This is a genomic window from Nocardia sp. A7 (genome assembly GCF_046549215.1).
Classification (GTDB): Bacteria; Actinomycetota; Actinomycetes; order Mycobacteriales; family Mycobacteriaceae; genus Nocardia.
In genome coordinates this window covers 2,362,378-2,378,786 of the sequence record NZ_JAJPWE010000001.1, presented here as the reverse complement: position 1 = coordinate 2,378,786, position 16,409 = coordinate 2,362,378, and the positions used below count along the sequence as shown (strand labels likewise).

At 66.4% G+C, this 16,409-nt stretch carries 15 protein-coding genes and 1 tRNA gene; 10 read left to right on the top strand and 6 right to left on the bottom strand.

Annotated features, from left to right (window positions below; translation table 11 throughout):
- Positions 1-193 precede the first annotated feature (193 nt).
- On the top strand, positions 194-1,309 hold the full coding sequence (locus ACLJPD_RS10785; RefSeq protein WP_410872005.1) for a nitric oxide synthase oxygenase: 1,116 nt from the start codon (positions 194-196) through the stop codon (positions 1,307-1,309).
- Positions 1,310-1,442: 133 nt separating this feature from the next.
- The gene (locus tag ACLJPD_RS10780) at positions 1,443-1,811 is read left to right on the top strand and encodes a nuclear transport factor 2 family protein (RefSeq protein WP_410871745.1); all 369 of its coding nucleotides are present in this window, start codon (positions 1,443-1,445) and stop codon (positions 1,809-1,811) included.
- A gap of 92 nt (positions 1,812-1,903) precedes the next feature.
- Here the strand turns inward: ACLJPD_RS10780 and ACLJPD_RS10775 are convergent, their stop codons facing one another.
- On the bottom strand, positions 1,904-2,335 hold the full coding sequence (locus ACLJPD_RS10775) for a hypothetical protein (protein WP_410871744.1): 432 nt from the start codon (positions 2,333-2,335) through the stop codon (positions 1,904-1,906).
- Positions 2,336-2,382: 47 nt separating this feature from the next.
- Positions 2,383-2,467, bottom strand: a tRNA-Ser gene (locus ACLJPD_RS10770).
- Positions 2,468-2,588: 121 nt separating this feature from the next.
- Here ACLJPD_RS10770 and ACLJPD_RS10765 point away from each other — a divergent pair.
- Positions 2,589-3,572, top strand: a complete 984-nt coding sequence (locus tag ACLJPD_RS10765) for an NAD(P)H-quinone oxidoreductase (protein ID WP_410871743.1) — start codon at positions 2,589-2,591, stop codon at positions 3,570-3,572.
- A 19-nt stretch (positions 3,573-3,591) separates the two neighbouring features.
- On the opposite strand, the gene ACLJPD_RS10760 is transcribed toward ACLJPD_RS10765, so the two are convergent.
- Positions 3,592-4,794, bottom strand: coding sequence for a cysteine desulfurase-like protein (locus tag ACLJPD_RS10760; RefSeq protein WP_410871742.1), 1,203 nt, complete (start codon positions 4,792-4,794; stop codon positions 3,592-3,594).
- A gap of 86 nt (positions 4,795-4,880) precedes the next feature.
- On the opposite strand from ACLJPD_RS10760, the gene ACLJPD_RS10755 reads away from it, so the two are divergent.
- The 5 genes from ACLJPD_RS10755 (at position 4,881) to rsgA (ending at position 9,804) form a co-directional block, all read left to right on the top strand.
- Positions 4,881-5,456 (top strand): bacterial proteasome activator family protein, encoded by a 576-nt coding sequence (locus tag ACLJPD_RS10755; protein ID WP_410871741.1) that lies wholly within the window; start codon positions 4,881-4,883, stop codon positions 5,454-5,456.
- A gap of 213 nt (positions 5,457-5,669) precedes the next feature.
- Positions 5,670-6,497, top strand: a complete 828-nt coding sequence (locus tag ACLJPD_RS10750) for an ABC transporter permease (protein WP_410872004.1) — start codon at positions 5,670-5,672, stop codon at positions 6,495-6,497.
- A 12-nt stretch (positions 6,498-6,509) separates the two neighbouring features.
- Positions 6,510-7,352, top strand: coding sequence for an ABC transporter ATP-binding protein (locus tag ACLJPD_RS10745; protein WP_410871740.1), 843 nt, complete (start codon positions 6,510-6,512; stop codon positions 7,350-7,352).
- Complete coding sequence (locus tag ACLJPD_RS10740) at positions 7,349-8,443, top strand: glycosyltransferase (protein ID WP_410871739.1); 1,095 nt, start codon at positions 7,349-7,351, stop codon at positions 8,441-8,443. The genes ACLJPD_RS10745 and ACLJPD_RS10740 overlap by 4 nt, the downstream gene beginning before the upstream one ends.
- Positions 8,444-8,772: 329 nt before the next feature.
- The gene (gene rsgA / locus ACLJPD_RS10735) at positions 8,773-9,804 is read left to right on the top strand and encodes a ribosome small subunit-dependent GTPase A (RefSeq protein ID WP_410871738.1); all 1,032 of its coding nucleotides are present in this window, start codon (positions 8,773-8,775) and stop codon (positions 9,802-9,804) included.
- 119 nt (positions 9,805-9,923) lie between these two features.
- On the opposite strand, the gene ACLJPD_RS10730 is transcribed toward rsgA, so the two are convergent.
- Complete coding sequence (locus ACLJPD_RS10730) at positions 9,924-11,822, bottom strand: glycosyltransferase (protein ID WP_410872003.1); 1,899 nt, start codon at positions 11,820-11,822, stop codon at positions 9,924-9,926.
- A gap of 106 nt (positions 11,823-11,928) precedes the next feature.
- Positions 11,929-12,417 carry a GtrA family protein gene (locus ACLJPD_RS10725; protein WP_410871737.1) on the bottom strand — a complete coding sequence of 163 codons (489 nt, stop codon included), beginning with the start codon at positions 12,415-12,417 and terminating at the stop codon, positions 11,929-11,931.
- A 265-nt stretch (positions 12,418-12,682) separates the two neighbouring features.
- Between ACLJPD_RS10725 and ACLJPD_RS10720 the strand changes: the two genes are divergently transcribed.
- Positions 12,683-13,651, top strand: coding sequence for a glycosyltransferase family 2 protein (locus ACLJPD_RS10720; protein WP_410871736.1), 969 nt, complete (start codon positions 12,683-12,685; stop codon positions 13,649-13,651).
- Positions 13,648-15,171: a DUF2142 domain-containing protein gene (locus ACLJPD_RS10715; RefSeq protein WP_410871735.1), complete on the top strand. Its 1,524-nt coding sequence runs from the start codon at positions 13,648-13,650 to the stop codon at positions 15,169-15,171. Before ACLJPD_RS10720 ends, ACLJPD_RS10715 begins: the two co-directional genes overlap by 4 nt.
- 22 nt (positions 15,172-15,193) lie before the next feature.
- On the opposite strand, the gene rfbB is transcribed toward ACLJPD_RS10715, so the two are convergent.
- Complete coding sequence (rfbB, locus tag ACLJPD_RS10710; RefSeq protein WP_410871734.1) at positions 15,194-16,195, bottom strand: dTDP-glucose 4,6-dehydratase; 1,002 nt, start codon at positions 16,193-16,195, stop codon at positions 15,194-15,196.
- Positions 16,196-16,409 lie beyond the last annotated feature (214 nt).

Below are 16,409 nucleotides of genomic sequence, written 5' to 3'. Positions count from 1 at the left end.
GTAGGCTTGTCCGAAGCTGATTCACGTCGATCGATTATTCGGTCGGCGCGCGCCACCGGTCGAGTGTGTGTGTTCTCGGCGGGCAATCTCCCCGCATCCCGGGCACGCCCGCACGGCCCGCACCCTGCTGCCCGACCGGAGATGCACTGTGAACCAAGGCTCTCGCCCCGCCGTCTGCGAAAACCCTGCCCGCATAGTCACTTCGGCGGCCGACATCGAGCTCGCCCGGCCGCAGGCGCTCGAACTGGACCGCCGTTTACGCGACTGCGACGAGTTCTTCCGCTACCCCGAGCTAGGGCACCTGCCGACGCAGCGTCGTCTCAGCGCGCTCGCCGAATTGCGTGATACCGGCACCTACCACCAGACCGCCGAGGAGATCTTGATCGGCGCGAAATTGGCGTGGCGCAACCACGCTCGCTGCGTCGGCCGCAAACACTGGCGGACGTTGAAGCTGCTCGATGCCCGGCGAGTAACTACCGCGCGGGAACTGTCCGAGGTGTGCTGGCAGCATCTGCGCCTGGCCACCAATGGCGGCGCGATTCAGTCGATGATCACGGTCGGCCCGGCGCGCGAACCCGGCGGTGGTGAATACCGGATCGAGAGTTCGCAGCTGATCCGCTACGCCGGCTACCGCAACGGCGACGGCACCGTCACCGGCGATCCGGCCAATATCGCGGCCACCGAACAGGCCCGCGAGCTGGGCTGGCGCGGGGAGCGCACGCCGTTCGACGTGCTGCCGGTGCTGATCAGCACGCCCACCGAGGACGTGCAGTATTTCGACGTTCCGCGCGAGCTGGTCCGCGAGGTCGACCTGATTCATCCCGACTACCCGTGGTTCGCCGGACTCGGACTGAAATGGCATGCGCTGCCCGCTGTTTCGAATATGGATCTGGACATCGGCGGCGTTTGCTACCCCTTCGCCCCCTTCAACGGCTGGTATGTCGGCACCGAGATCGGGGCGCGCAATCTCAGCGACGCCGATCGCTACAACATGCTGCCGCTGATCGCCGACATGATGGGACTCGACACTTCGTCGGTGCGGACGCTGTGGCGCGACAAGGCACTCATCGAGCTCAATCATGCTGTGCTGCACAGTTTTCGGGCATCGGGTGTGCACATGGTCGACCACCACACGGTAGCCAAGCAGTTCTGTGATCACGTCCAGCGCGAGGAGGCCGCCGGGCGCGCCTGCCCGACCGACTGGAGTTGGGTCAACCCACCCATCTCGTCGGGCCTGACACCCACCTTTCACCGCTACTACGACGCCCCGGACCTGGACATTCGACCTAATTTCGTTCGGCGAGACTGATCGGCGGCGGGTTGTCCGGCCTGGATTTCGCTGCTCGGCGACGGGTTACGCAGGCCCCGGCGCGGGCGTAGGGTTCTCGGTACGGGCCGAATCGCCCTGGTCCGGCTCGTTTCGACGAGCAAAGGAGACCCCGATGAGCACCGCATCCAGTTCGGGATTCGATGCCGACGCACTGCGCCGCGGCATCGAAAACCGCGATGCCGCAACACTGCTGACGCTCTACAGCGACGATGCCGACATCCGCATGATCGACCACCGCGACCAACCGAGCCATCCCCGGGTGCTGCACGGCCGCTCGGCGATCAGCGCGATGTTCGACGACGTGTGTGCCAGGGAGATGACCCACTCCCTCGACAGCGTCCTGATCGACGGCGACCACATCGCCTTCGTGGAATCCTGCCGCTATCCGGACGGCACCCGCGTCCTCGCCCACTCGATGGCCGACCTACGCGATGGCCGCATCGTCGACCAGACCTCGATCCAAGCGTGGGATGAGGGATAGTCAGCCGGAAGGCCTCATCGACGGCCACCTGGTGCCGAAAGCTGCGGAGATGCCCACCGCAGCGACGGTGGGCGGCTGGAGGTCCGTGCAGATCAGACGACGATCAGGGCCACGTACGCCGCCAGCATGATGAAGACGAACACCAGCGCGATATAGCTGAACACCACGCCTGGGGCGCTCTGACGCTCGGCAGCCAGCATGCCCTTCATATAGATCTGCGCGGGCGCGGTGTAGTGCACCTCGGTGGTGTACCCGGGGAAGACCTGGACCTGGGCGAAGTTGCCACCGTAGGCCATCCCCCACTGCGTCGTGTCGACTGACACCGTGTGCGTACCGGGTGGTCCGGGCACAAAGTTGGCACCCCACCGGGAGTTGGGGATCTGATAGCCGTTGACCGAGATCTTCGTGCCGATACCGAAGGCGATCGGAAGCTTCCACGTGTGGATGACGATTCCGGTCTGCCCCGGCACCGCGCGGAACTGTTGCTGCGCCGGAACGGCGGGCCCGGGTACGACACCGGTCATGAGATTCCCCTCGAGCTAACTGACTGACGGGCCCGAGCCCGCGTTTGCGGAGACGGAGGGATTTGAACCCCCGATGGTTTTACCCATGCTCGCTTTCAAGGCGAGTGCATTCGGCCGCTCTGCCACGTCTCCCTAGGAGGAGATGGTAGCTGATCCGACTGGGCCGTCGCTCCTGGATTCCGACCGGCCTCGGAGTCGCGACATGGCGGTGCGGTCCTGGTGGCGGGAGGAGCGCGGGTGGAGGATTGGCACCATGTATGCGATTGCGCTGAACGGATTCGGTGAGCCCGATGTGATGGAGTGGACCGAGGCGGTCGATCCGGAGCCGGGGCCCGGTGAGGTATTGGTGGAAGTTGTTGCGGCGGGGGTGAATCGGGCTGATGTGATGCAGCGGAGGGGGTTCTATCCGCCGCCCGCCGGTGCCAGTTCGATTCTCGGGTTGGAGTGTTCGGGGACGATTGTGCGGTTGGGGGCGGGGGTGACGGACTGGCAGGTCGGGGATCGGGTGTGCGCGCTGCTGGCCGGGGGCGGGTACGCGCAGTTGGTGGCGGTGCCCGCCACGCAGCTGTTGCCGATACCGGAGGGGATGGATGCCGTTGCCGCCGCGGGGTTGCCGGAGGTGGCGGCGACGGTGTGGTCGAACCTGGTGATGACGGCGGGTCTGGAGTCGGGGCAGCTGGTGTTGATTCATGGTGGGGGCGGCGGGATCGGGACGCACGCGATCCAGGTGGCGCGGGCACTCGGGGCGCGGGTGGCGGTAACGGCCGGGTCGGACGAGAAGCTGGCCAGGTGCGCCGAGCTGGGAGCGCAGATCCTGATCAACTACCGGACCGAGGACTTCGTCGCGGTGGTCGCGGAACAGGGTGGTGCCGACGTGATCCTGGACAACATGGGCGCGAAGTATCTGGAGCGGAATGTGGAAGCGCTCGCATCGCAGGGGCGGCTGGTGGTGATCGGGATGCAAGGCGGCGTCAGCGGGACACTGAATATCGCCGCGCTGCTGCGTAAATGGGGCACCGTCCACGCGACCAACGTGCGCAGTCGGCCACAGGTGGGAGCGGGGAGCAAGGCCGAGATCGTCGCGGCGGTCCGCGCACAGCTGTGGCCGCGGGTGAGCGCGGGCGAGATCGTGCCGGTGATCTCCGCCGAGTTGCCGATCACCGAGGCGGCCCGCGCGCACGAGATGCTCGACGAATCGCAGACCTTCGGCAAGGTGATCCTGCGGGTCCGGGAGTGAGCGTTCACCCCGGCGCGAACTACTCCAGCGCGCTGAGCGCCCGTCCGAGCTGGTCGATCTCGTGGCGCGTCGTATAGGGCGCCACACCGATCGTCACCGCCCCGCCCTCGTCGTTCACGCCGAGCGCGTCGAGCAGTCGACTGCCGCCGTGCACACCGCTGACCGTGCCGATCCTCGCGTCGGCCAGCTTGGCCGCCACCTTCTCCGCCTGCATCCCGGCCATCGTGAAACTGACCGTCGGGATGCGGGTGGAGGCGCGGCCGATCACGGTGAGGTTCTCGACCTTCTCCAGCACCTGCATGAGGTGGTCGAAGAGCTGATCGTGGTAGTCCTGCAGCGAGGTGATCGACATCTCGAGGCGTTCGCGGCGGGTGCCGGTGGCGCGTTCGTCGAGTCCGGCGAGGAAGTCGATGGACTCGGTGAGTCCGGCCAGCAGCGCGTACTGGTGGCCGCCCACTTCGAGGCGTTCAGCGCCCTTGGCATAGGGGTTCAGCGACATCGACGGGATGCGGTCGAGGAACGCCGGGTCGCGGAAAACGAGCGCGCCGACCTGCGGGCCACCCCACGACGGTGCGCTCAGCGCGACCACGTCGGCGTTGAGATCATCGATGTCGATCAGCGCGTACGGAGCCGCGCCGAACGCGTCGGCCACCAGCAATCCGCCCACGTCGTGCACCCGATCGGCCGCCACCCGGACACCCGGCGCCGAACCGACGATCGGGGACGCCGCGGTGAGCGCGACCAGGCGCGCGGTGGGTCCGATCAGCTCCTCGAACTGCCACGACGGCATCTCGCAGGTCTCGATCTCCACCTCGGCCCAGCGCACATGCGCGCCGTAGCGGTTGGCGATGCGCAGCCACGGGGCGACGTTGGCCTCGTCGTCAAGACGGGAGAGCACGATGCCGGTGCCGAGGCCGAGGCGTGAGCTCAGCGACTCCGCCAACCAGGCGAGCAGCACCGCGCGATCGGGTCCGAGCACGACGCCGGCCGGATCTCCACCGACCAGGTCGGCGACCGCTTCCCTGGCGGCGTCGAGGATCGCGCCGCTGCGCGATGCCGCACCGTGGCGGCCGACATGGGAGAACGACGAGGTACGGAAACCCGTTGAGACGGCACGCGATACCGAATCGGGAACCAGCATCCCCGCCTGCGGGTCCAGATGGATCCAGCCGTCGCCCAGGGACGGTATCAGGCCCCGAACCCTCGCGACGTCATAAGTCATGGTGGCCACTTTAAGGGCAGGGGGCGTCCCGGGGTAACCGCGTGGGGGTTTTCGCGCGAACCCGGCACACGCGCAATGATAGGGACATGACGCACTCGGAGGATGTCCCCGAATCCATCGTCGTGATCGGTCCCGACGGCCGTCCACTGACCGTGCCCGCCGACGGCGACGCGCCCACGTTCACCGGGCAGGTCGTGCCGGACGACGAGAAGCCGGCGAGTGATTCCGGCGAGTCGCTGACCGACATGGTCGAACAGCCCGCCAAGGTGATGCGCATCGGCACCATGATCAAGCAGCTGCTCGAAGAGGTGCGCGCCGCTCCGCTGGACGACGCCAGCCGCTCGCGGCTCAAGGAGATCCACAAGTCCTCGGTCCGCGAGCTCGAACAGGGCCTGGCGCCGGAACTGCGCGAGGAACTCGAGCGCCTCACCCTGCCCTTCACCGACGACTCGGTGCCATCGGACGCGGAACTGCGCATCGCTCAGGCTCAGCTCGTCGGCTGGTTGGAGGGCCTGTTCCACGGCATCCAGACCGCGCTGTTCGCCCAGCAGATGGCCGCGCGCGCCCAGCTCGAGCAGATGCGTCAGGGTGCGCTCCCGCCGGGAATGCACGCCGCCGAGACGAAAGCCGGTGGGCATGTGGGCGGCGGACAGTACCTGTAGTCCCGGGCCTCGAACACCCGGCGCCAGCCGGAAAACAACACTGTAAGGTCGGGGACCGTGCCCAGCGCTGCCGCCCGTCCCGACTCTGATCTGAGTGACGCGCGTACTGAAGAGAGCCCCGTGCAATCCGAAGACACTCCTACCGACGCCGAACTGGCCGAAGACGCCACGGCCGAGCACACCACCGACGCACCCCTGCTGGTGAAGACGCCGATGGTGTCGGATTCGCAGACGTTCGGGCGTGCGTTCAAGGACATGCGCGACGGCCTACATCAGCGCGAGCTGTGGTTGTCGCTTGGCTGGCAGGACATCAAGCAGCGTTACCGCCGGTCGGTGCTCGGTCCGTTCTGGATCACCATCGCAACCGGTTTGCAGGCGCTGGCGATGGGGCTGCTGTATTCGACGCTGCTCGATCAGCCGATCAGCGAATACCTGCCGTATGTGACCGTCGGTTTGATCGTGTGGAACGTCATCAGTGCTTCGATTCTCGAGGGCTCCGATGTGTTCATCGCCAACGAGGGCCTGATCAAACAGTTGCCCTCGGCGCTGAGCGTGCACGTATATCGCCTGGTCTGGCGCCAGTTCCTGTTCTTCATCCACAATGCGGCGATCTACGCGGTGCTGGTGGTGGCGTTCTCGATCTGGCGTGATCTGAACTTCTCGGTCCTGCTGGTGATACCCGCGATTCTGCTGCTGTTCCTCAATGCCATGTGGGTGACGATCGTCTTCGGCATCTTCTCCACCCGCTACCGCGACATCGCCCCGATCCTGGGCTCGATGACGCTGATGCTGTTCGTGCTGACCCCGGTGATGTGGTCGACGAAGGCGCTCGAGGACTCGGTCGGCGGCGCGGGCGACCGGGCCAAGCTGCTCGAGATCATCCCCACCTACCACTACCTGGAGATCGTGCGCGCTCCCCTGCTCGGTGAGCCCTCGGAATGGCATCACTGGGCGGTCGTCGTCGCGATCACCGTGGTCGGCTGGGTCGTGGCGATCCTGGCGCTCAAGCAGTACCGTGCCCGCGTCCCGTACTGGGTTTAGGAGCAGTTCTCGATGAGCCGTGTGAGTATCGAAACCCATGAGGCGTGGGTCGAGTTCCCCATCTTCGACGCCAAGTCGCGATCGCTGAAGAAGGCGTTTCTCGGCAAGGCGGGCGGCGCCATCGGGCGCAACAGCTCCGATGTGGTGGTGGTCGAGGCGCTGCGCGACATCAACCTGTCGCTGAAGGAAGGCGACCGGGTTGGTCTGGTCGGCCACAACGGCGCCGGTAAGTCGACGCTGCTGCGACTGCTCTCCGGCATCTACGAACCTTCGCGCGGCAGTGCGCGCATCCGCGGCCGGGTGGCGCCGGTGTTCGACCTCGGTGTCGGCATGGACCCGGAGATCTCCGGCTACGAGAACATCATCATCCGCGGCCTGTTCCTCGGCCAGACCCGCAAGCAGATGCTGGCCAAGATCGACGAGATCGCCGACTTCACCGAGCTGGGCGAATACCTGTCGATGCCGCTGCGCACCTACTCCACCGGTATGCGGGTGCGGCTGGCGATGGGTGTGGTCACCTCGATCGACCCCGAGATCCTGCTGCTCGACGAGGGTATCGGCGCGGTCGACGCGGAGTTCATGAAGAAGGCGCGCACACGACTGCAGTCGCTGGTGGCGCGGTCGGGCATCCTGGTGTTCGCCAGCCACTCCAACGAATTCCTCGCCCAGCTCTGCGATACCGCGATGTGGATCGACCACGGTCAGATCCGCGAACAAGGCGGGATCGAGGACGTTGTGCGAGCGTATGAAGGGCCCGAGGCGGGTAATCACGTGGCACAGGTGCTACGTGAGCTGGAAACCGAGGGCGCTGACAGCGCGACGGGCGAGAAGAAGCTGGAGCAGAATCAGGTATGAGCGGTCAACGTGACGAGGCTGCCCCGGCCGCCGTGCCGGGTGGGTTCAGCATGACCGACCGCCTGGAGGCTACGACCCCGGCGCCGATCGAGCCCGCCGCGGTACTGCCGGAGGAAGCCGCGCACGGCAACGTCGTGCTGGCCGATGACGCGGAATTGCCCGTTGGTGCCGAACCCGCCGACCTCACCACCGAGACCGGGCCTGCCGCGCGGATCATCGCGGTGGTCGTCACGCACAAGCGCCGTGAGCTGCTCGCCGAATCGTTGAAAGTGCTTGCCTCACAGTCGCGTCCGGTCGATCATCTGATCGTCGTCGACAACGCCAACGAGGACGCGGTGGCCGAACTGGTCGCCCAGCAGCCGATCGAGGCGACCTACCTGGGGTCGCGCCACAATCTCGGCGGCGCGGGCGGTTTCGCGCTCGGCATGCTGCACGCGCTCACGCAGGGCGCGGATTGGGTCTGGCTGGCTGATGACGACGGGCGGCCAGAAGGCCCCGAAGTGCTTGCGACACTGATTGATTGCGCGCGCAGGCACAACCTGGTCGAGGTGTCGCCGGTGGTCTGCGATATCGCCGAACCGGATCGCCTCGCGTTCCCGCTGCGGCGTGGCGTGGTGTGGCGGCGGTTGCGATCGGAGCTCGGTGACGAGGACTTCCTACCCGGCATCGCCTCGCTGTTCAACGGTGCGCTGATCTCGGCGAAGGCCGTCGACCTGATCGGTGTGCCCGACCTGCGGCTGTTCGTGCGCGGTGACGAGGTGGAGGTGCATCGCCGCCTGGTCCGCTCCGGGCTGCCGTTCGGCACCTGCCTGCAGACCGCCTACCTGCACCCCAACGGCGCCGAGGAGTTCAAGCCGATCCTGGGCGGGCGGATGCACACCCAGTACCCGGACGACCCGGTGAAGCGCTACTTCACCTACCGCAACCGCGGGTACCTGATGTCACAGCCGGGTATGCGAAAGCTGTTGCCGCAGGAGTGGATTCGGTTCTCCTGGTTCTTCCTGGTGACCCGCCGCGACCCGGCCGGACTCAAGGAATGGTTCCGGCTGCGGTCTCTCGGCCGCAACGAGCACTTCGGCAAACCGGACTAGCCCACCGTCCTCTCCGGTCCCGCGCTGTGCCTGGCCGCACCCACTCTGCTGGCGTGCGATGTGAACATCATCGTCCTGACTTCACACGAAACACCCGCGTGCGGGATGGGTGTCCGACGGTGCGCGAAAAATAGGTTGCCGGGTGCTGCCGGGGTGCGGCAGAGTTGACGGCGAAACGTTGGAGAGGAGGTGGATGTCCGTGAGTACACGCGTGTGGATTGCCGTGGCCGGGGGGCGTGATCGTGCGCCCGCCCTGGTTGCTCCGGACATCACCTCTACTCGCTGAACCCCTCGTTCGGGTTCGGCACCCGACGAAGGATTTTCTCACCATGGTCGACTACGACCTGCTCGTCCCTTACGGCTGGACTGAAGCCGTAGCCGCTGAATACCTGCCGCTGGTCGGCGATCTCGTGCCTGCTCGCATCGTGCGGATGGATCGCAGTGAATGCGACGTGGTGACCCCGCGTGGCCCGGCGAGAGCCTCCTGCCCGCGCGACATCACCGGACTGTGTACCGGTGACTGGGTCGGGCTCGATCCCGAAGGCGCTGTGCGTCAACTGCTTCCGCGCAAGTCGGCGATCATGCGATCGTCGGTGTCGGGGCGCTCGGTGGGCCAGGTGCTGGCTACCAATGTGGATACCGTGCTGATCTGTTCGGCCGCCGACGGTGATGTCGACCTGGGGCGGATCGAGCGGATGCTCGCTCTGTCGTGGGAGAGCAACGCACAGCCGGTGGTTGTTCTCACCAAAGCCGATGCGGCGGACTATCTTCCGCTCGATGAGGTCCGTGCGGTCGCGCCCGGTGCCACGGTGGTGGCGGTGAGCGCGGCCGCCGAGGTCGGCCTGGATGTCCTCACCGCGGTGCTCAGCGGCACCGTGGCTTTGATCGGCCCGTCCGGTGCGGGCAAGTCGACCCTGGCCAACGCACTGCTCGGCGCGGAAGTGTTCGCCACCAACGCGGTACGTGCGGTGGACGGCAAAGGCCGACATACCACCGTGCACCGTGAGCTTCGGCCGCTACCCGGCGGCGGTACCCTCATCGACACCCCCGGCCTGCGCGGCATCGGCCTCTACGACGCCGCCGACGGTATCGGCAAGACCTTCAGCGACATCGAATCCCTCGCCGCTGATTGCCGTTTCGCCGACTGTGCCCATGAAGCCGAACCCGGCTGCGCGGTCCGGTCCGCCCTCGCCGACGGCACCATCACCGAACGCAGGCTGACCAGCTACCGCAAACTGGCCAGGGAGAACGAGTGGATGGCCGCCCGCACCGACAAGCGCCTGGCCGCCGAACGCGAACGGGTCTGGCGCGACATCTCCAAGCAGCAGCGCAAGCAGTACCGCGAACGAGGACGACGCTGATCCCGAACAGTCGCTCGTAGCGGGGCCCACTTGGACAATCGATCACCAGGCCATCAGGGAGACATCGCCCGAGAGCGAAAATCCCTGAGGGCCTGGTGATCTTGATCGGCGGTATGCGATCAGCTTGGGTCGATGCCGTAGAGGCGGGCCCAGTTCTCGCGGCTGGTGAGTTCCGGTACCGCGGCGCGGTATTCGGCTTGCAGCGCGGGCAGGTCCTTGCGGAGCTTGCGCAGGGTGCGGTAGGCGCGGATCAGCAGTGTGCGGGCGCGGGCCTTGTCGCGGCGGCGGACACGCACGCCGGACTGGGAGGCGTCGGTGACGACCACGTGGTCGAACAGGCCGACGTGCCACCAGTGCGCGTCCTCGCGGGTGACGCCGATCAGGCCGGGCTGGGTGCGGCCGGTCCACTGGGTGATCGCGCGCTTGATCAGAACCAGGGTGACGCGGCTGGGTTCGCCGCTGGCTCGGCGCACGGTGATGTCGGCGGAGTTCACCGGTGGGGTGGCCGCGGGGTGCTTGATCGTTTCGGGGTAGTCGTTGCGGGTCGAGCGGGCGGCGGCGAGGGCGTCGATACCGCCGTCGCGCAACGCCTTCGGGCCCTTCATGAAGTCTTCGATGCCCTGCAGCGTGGTGTGCACGAGGCCGTACTGCATGCCGACGAGGTGCTCGGCGATGTAGCGGAAGAACTCGCGCGTGATCGCCTTGCCGTCGAGATCGGTGTGCAGTGCGCCGACGATGAGCGAGTTACGGGTGGAGAAGTAGCGCGCCCAGTCGTCGTAGTCCTTCCAGTAGAAGTCGGCATGCCACACGGCCGCGTTGGGGAGCGTGACGGTGACGAAACCGTGCTCGCGCGCGCGGATGCCGTACTCGACGTCGTCCCACTGGAAGAAGATCGGGACCGGAAGGCCGATCTTCTTCACGACCTCGGCCGGGATCAGGCAGGTCCACCAGGCGTTGTAGCCCGCGTCGACCCGGCGCTCCTGGTTCTTCTTCAGCATGGAGGTGTTGCGCAGCGCCTTCGGCACCTTCTGGCCGTGCTTGAGCTCGTGCAGGTGCACCTCCTCCGCGCCGACATTGAGGAAGTCGGGGTTGAGCAGGAACAGCATCTGCGCGCCGACCAGGGTCGGTTCGACGGTCAGGTTGGCGAAGGCCTGCAGGCGCAGGACCGTCTCGGGCTCGCAGAGGATGTCGTCGTCCATCAGGATGACGTCGGCGTGCTCGTTGGCCGCCGACACCTCGTACAGGCCACGGGTGAAGCCACCCGCACCGCCGAGGTTGGGCTGACGGATGTAGCGCAGCTTGTCGCCGAAATCGGGCCGGACCTGCTGGAACAGCGGACGGTCCTCGACCGGGTCGGTGCCCTGGTCGACCACGTACACCGCGTCGATCGCGGCCAGCACGGTCGCGTCCGAGGCCAGCGCGGCGACGGTGTGCGCGCAGTCCTCGGCCCGGTTGAAGGTGCAGATCGCGATCGCGACCGGGCGCACGGTCTCGGGCGCCTGTGCGGTCCAGGCCAGTTCGGTGATATCGAGTTCGCCCCCGACGGCGTCGAACTCGAGCCACAGCGCGCCACCGTCGACGTACTGATCCAGCGGCGCGGTCAGCGAGACGTGCCCGCTGCTGGTCGCCACCAGCGAGGCGATGATCCGGCGATGCCCGGCGATATCGGAGGCGACCAGGCGCACGTTCGCCTTGTGGCCGACCGTCAGCTGCGCGCCGACCGACACCTCGGTGACGGTGGTCCAGCGCTGCCAGTAACTGGCGGCGAGCCGACCGAAGTAGGTGTTGGTGTGCGCGGTCGCGCCCTTCGGCAGGTGCAGCGAGTGCCGTTCGCGGACCGCAGCACCCCCCTTGACGACGGCGTAGAGGTCATCACTCACCCTGGCCGACGGCCCGGTGAAAATGCCTCGGGCCAGCACGAGCCGTTCGGGCGCTGAGTGTTCGCCCCGCAGCGATGCGGGCGCGTCCTCGCGCCGATCGTTCGACTCGGTCACGGCTGTGGTAGCCGACTGCTCCATGAAGTCCTCGAAATTCTCGGTATCGACTGCGCCGGCGCAGGCAGTCACGTAAAGAAGGGCGCGGCGGGCGGGGCGAGGATATCAATCACGGGCCACCCGCGCGTCGTCAGTGAGGCGTAGTCGCACCCCGCGCGTGTTGCTCACCACTTGCCGATGAGCCGGTGAAAACGAACTTTCCGTAGGCCCAATAGCGGAATACGACCGCCATGGTCTGGCCGATGACAGTGGCGGAGATGTTGTCCGCCAGCGGCGACGACAGATCGAGCACATAGCGGGAAAACCCGAGGCAGCCGAGTTGCAGGAGGATCGCTACGACATTGACGATCGCGTAAAGAAGATATTCCCGACCCGGGCTCTCGGACTTGCGGTGGGAGTAGGTCCACCACTTGTTCCCGAAGTAGGTGACCACCGTCGCCACCACGATCGCGATGATCTTGGCAACCAGCGGCGAGTGATAGAGCACACCCTCGGAGAAGCCGAATCCGCCACCCCAGAACACCAACAGGTTGTAAGTCCCCGCGTCGACGAGAAACCCGACCGCCCCGACAACGAGGAACGCGGCACCTTGCCGCAACCCCGCCACAACCCTCGACATCAGGGGAACAGCAGACGGTTCAACAGATCGCGACACGCCCTGACGGTAGCCAACCACCACCCCGACCCCTAGGGAGGGTCGGCCACGCAGTGGCCGGTCCGCGGCCGGGTCGCCGGTCAGGTGCCGTTGCGTAGGCGACGAAGGAGCAAGCAACGGTGCCTGACCGGCGGCCCCTCGGGGCCGCGGACACCCGGGCCCCGGCCCGGCAACAATCCTGTAGCCTCCCGGTGTCCTAGTTGCTGCCTAACACCGAGGATTGACCCAGGTGGACTCCACCGAGCTTCGTATTGCCGCCGTGGTCCCCTGCCACAATGAAGAGGCCGCGGTCGCCAAGGTCGTCGCCGACCTCAAGGCCGCCGTGCCGGGGATCGTCGTCTATGTCTACGACAACCTGAGCACCGACCGTACCGCCGAACGCGCCCGCGAGGCCGGGGCGATCGTGCGCTACGAGAACACCAAGGGCAAGGGCAATGTGGTGCGCCGCGCCTTCGCCGATATCGATGCCGACGTCTATCTGATGATCGACGGCGACGACACCTACGAGGCGTCGGCCGCACCGCTGATGATCAAGACGCTGCTCGAAGGCCCCTACGACCACATTCTCGGCGTGCGCAAGCAGGACGACGCCGACGCCAGCGCCTACCGCAGCGGCCACGAGACCGGTAACAAGGTGCTCAACGGCGTGGTCGGCAAGGTGTTCGGCGAGAACGTCGAAGACATGCTGAGCGGGTTCCGGGTGTTCTCGCGCCGGTTCGTGAAGAGCTTCCCGGCGGTGTCGCGTGAATTCGAAGTCGAGACCGAACTGACCGTGCATTCGCTGCACCTGCGCGTGCCGCAGACCTCGGTATCGGTCGGCTTCCGCGACCGTCCCGCGGGCAGCGAATCCAAGCTGCGCACCTACCGTGACGGCACCAAGATCCTCGCGCTGATCCTCGGCCTGGCCCGTCACGAACGCCCCGTCGCGTTCTACGGCCTGTTCGGCACCATCGCCTGGTTGGTCTCGGTGATCCTCACCGTGCCGATCGTGATCGAGTTCTACAACACCCACCAGGTGGCGCGGTTCCCGACGCTGTTCCTGGCCTTCACGCTGCTGCTGCTCGGCAGCCTCGCCTGGACGGCCGGCCTGATCCTGGACGGCATCCGCCGTTCGCGTCACGAGACCGCGCGGCTGGTCTACCTGCGGTATTCGGCCGCCGGGGTGAACGAAGACGTCGCGGCCGGAGATCGTCGGTGACCACCTCTGTCGAGCCCGAGAAGACCGTCGAGCTCACCGAAACTCCCGCGCGTAAGGATCGAGCCCTGGCGCCGGTGCGTGCGCTGACCCAGCGTTTCGGCGCGGCGACGGTCGCGTTCGCGCTGGTCGCGACCGTATTCGGTGCCGTGTTCGCGGTGCTCACGCCCGCCTTCTGGGGCCACGACGAGATCACCCAGTTCGGCCGCGCCTACCAGGTCGCGCACGGCGGCGTGTTCCCGCAGCGCATCGTCGACGATCGCGGTGTGGCCTACGGCGGACAGATCCCCGTCAGCGTCGACGAGCTGATGGGCTACGCCTTCACGGACTACAACGACAACCCCGACGAGCCCGACGCGATGGTGGCCGACCCCGGCGCCTACGACCGGCTCGGCGCGGCCGAGGTCTCCGCGACGACGCGGCAGATGTGGTTCACCAATACCGCCGCCTACTCGCCGGTGCCGTACGTGCCTGCGGCCATCGGCATTCGGCTGGGTGAGGCGCTCGGTCTCAATGTGGGTGGCATGTATTTGCTGAGCCGCTTCGCCGGGCTGGTCGCCTATCTGTCGGTCGTCGGATTCGGGCTCTACGCGCTGCGTGAGCGGCGTTCGCAGTGGCTGGTATTCACCGTGGCGGTGCTGCCGATCGCGCTGTTCCAGGCGGGCACCGTCACCGCGGATACGCTCACCAACGCGCTCGCCATCATGGTGTCGGCGCTGCTGCTGAAAGCGCTGTTCGTCGGTGATCGATTGCACCGCACGGAAACCGCCGCGCTGCTCGCCGCGACGATCGCGCTGCCGCTGAGTAAACCGACCTACGTATTGCTGGCGATGCTCGTCGTCGTTGTCCCCGCCGACCGGCTCGGTTTCACCGGAAAACTGAAATTCGTCCCGTGGGCATTCGCGGTGACCGGCGGTGTGCTTTTCCTCGCCTGGACGAAGATCGCGGCGCCCACCGGCGACGGCATGGGCCTGATGCGTCCGCCGCACCAGTGGGGTCAGGTGCGCCCCGGCGATCAGCTCAGGGGAATCCTCAGCGACCCGGTGCAATTCGTGCACACCTTCGGCGAGAGTATCGCGCTGCGCGACCATCGCTGGTTCAACCAGTTCTTCGGTGAACTCGGCTTCGCGTATGTGGACGTGCCCGCGATTTCGATGCTGGCGTGCCTGCTCGCCTTCGCGGTGAGTTTCGGGATCATCGACCGAATGAGTACTGCCACAGCCACTTTCCGTCGCACGCTGATCGTGGCGCTCACGGTGCTCGCGAGTGTGGCGATGATCTATGTGACGCTGTACATGTCGTTCACGCCGGTCGATTTCTATCTCATCGACGGTGTGCAGGGTCGGTATTTCGTGCCGCTGGCGATCATGGGCCTGGCAGTGCTGGCGCGCGTTGTTCCGCTGCGGCTCACCAATTCCGACGGTGTGATTCCGACCCGCGGGACCGCGATCACCGTCGCCTGCGCGTCGACCTTCGCGCTTATCGCAACTGCCGCAACGTATTACACCGTCGTCTGGGGATAATTCCCCAGACGACGGTGGGGAATTACAGCGTCTTTTCGCCCGCGGCCGCGTAGGCGCGTTCGGTATCGGCCTTTTTCGGCCGCCACCACTGCTCGTTGTCGCGGTACCAGGCGACGGTGTCGGCCAGGCCCGCGCGGAAGTCCGCGTAGCGCGGTGACCAGCCCAGCTCCTCGCGCAGCAGGCTCGCGTCGATGGCGTAGCGCTGGTCGTGGCCGGGGCGGTCGGTCACATGATCGAAATCCGTGGGATCGCGATCGAAAGCCCGCAGAATGAGCTGGACCACAGTGAGGTTGTCGAGTTCGCCCTGCGCGCCGATGAGGTAGGTCCGGCCGGTGCGGCCGCGCTCGAGAATGTCCCAGACCGCGCGATTGTGGTCGTCGACGTGGATCCAGTCGCGCACCTGATGGCCCGCGCCGTACAGCCGCGGGCGCACACCGTCGATCAGATTGGTGATCTGACGGGGAATGAATTTCTCCACGTGCTGGTACGGGCCGTAATTGTTGGAGCAGTTCGACAGGGTCGCGCGGACACCGAAAGACCTGGTCCAGGCGCGAACCAGCATGTCGCTGCCCGCTTTGGTCGCCGAATACGGGCTCGACGGGTTGTAGGCGGTGGATTCGGTGAACCCCGGCTCGTCGGGGGTGAGATCGCCGTACACCTCGTCGGTGGAGATGTGGTGGTAGCGCACGTCGTGGCGGCGCACCGCCTGCAGCAGCGAGTAGGTGCCGACGATATTGGTCTGCACGAACGGCCACGGCTCGGCCAGCGAGTTGTCGTTGTGGGATTCGGCCGCGAAATGCACGACCGCGTCCACGCCGCTGACCAGATTGTCGACCAGATCGAGATCGGCGATATCGCCGTGCACGAATTCGATCCGATCCGCTACCGAATCCAGCGACGCTCGGTTGCCCGCGTAAGTGAGCGCGTCGAGCACGGTCACTTGGACATCCGGGCGCGTGGCCACGGTCTGCTGGACGAAATTTGCACCGATGAACCCGGCCCCGCCGGTTACGAGCACTCGCACTCGGTCAACGATACGGGCATTGCGCGGACCCTCGTGACGAAAGCGGCACCGTTATGTGTTGCTGGAACGTCTCTGTCCTGTGACCGAGCGTATATTTACAGAGTGATCTCCGTCACACTACCTGCAAGTAGGTTAAGACTGAGAGTCGGTTTTCCTGAGAAAAACCCCGGTCAACGCTCAGGTTTCTATCAGCGCACCGGTGTCGGAGTATCAA

Coding starts and splice junctions, on each gene's coding strand:
- ACLJPD_RS10745 (WP_410871740.1), top strand. CDS start 6,510: ATGAGCCGTGTGAGTATCGAAACCCATGAGGCGTGGGTCGAGTTCCCC.
- ACLJPD_RS10750 (WP_410872004.1), top strand. CDS start 5,670: ATGGTGTCGGATTCGCAGACGTTCGGGCGTGCGTTCAAGGACATGCGC.
- rsgA (WP_410871738.1), top strand. CDS start 8,773: ATGGTCGACTACGACCTGCTCGTCCCTTACGGCTGGACTGAAGCCGTA.
- ACLJPD_RS10725 (WP_410871737.1), bottom strand. CDS start 12,417: ATGTCGAGGGTTGTGGCGGGGTTGCGGCAAGGTGCCGCGTTCCTCGTT.
- ACLJPD_RS10730 (WP_410872003.1), bottom strand. CDS start 11,822: ATGGAGCAGTCGGCTACCACAGCCGTGACCGAGTCGAACGATCGGCGC.
- ACLJPD_RS10740 (WP_410871739.1), top strand. CDS start 7,349: ATGAGCGGTCAACGTGACGAGGCTGCCCCGGCCGCCGTGCCGGGTGGG.
- ACLJPD_RS10780 (WP_410871745.1), top strand. CDS start 1,443: ATGAGCACCGCATCCAGTTCGGGATTCGATGCCGACGCACTGCGCCGC.
- ACLJPD_RS10760 (WP_410871742.1), bottom strand. CDS start 4,794: ATGACTTATGACGTCGCGAGGGTTCGGGGCCTGATACCGTCCCTGGGC.
- ACLJPD_RS10755 (WP_410871741.1), top strand. CDS start 4,881: ATGACGCACTCGGAGGATGTCCCCGAATCCATCGTCGTGATCGGTCCC.
- ACLJPD_RS10765 (WP_410871743.1), top strand. CDS start 2,589: ATGTATGCGATTGCGCTGAACGGATTCGGTGAGCCCGATGTGATGGAG.
- ACLJPD_RS10775 (WP_410871744.1), bottom strand. CDS start 2,335: ATGACCGGTGTCGTACCCGGGCCCGCCGTTCCGGCGCAGCAACAGTTC.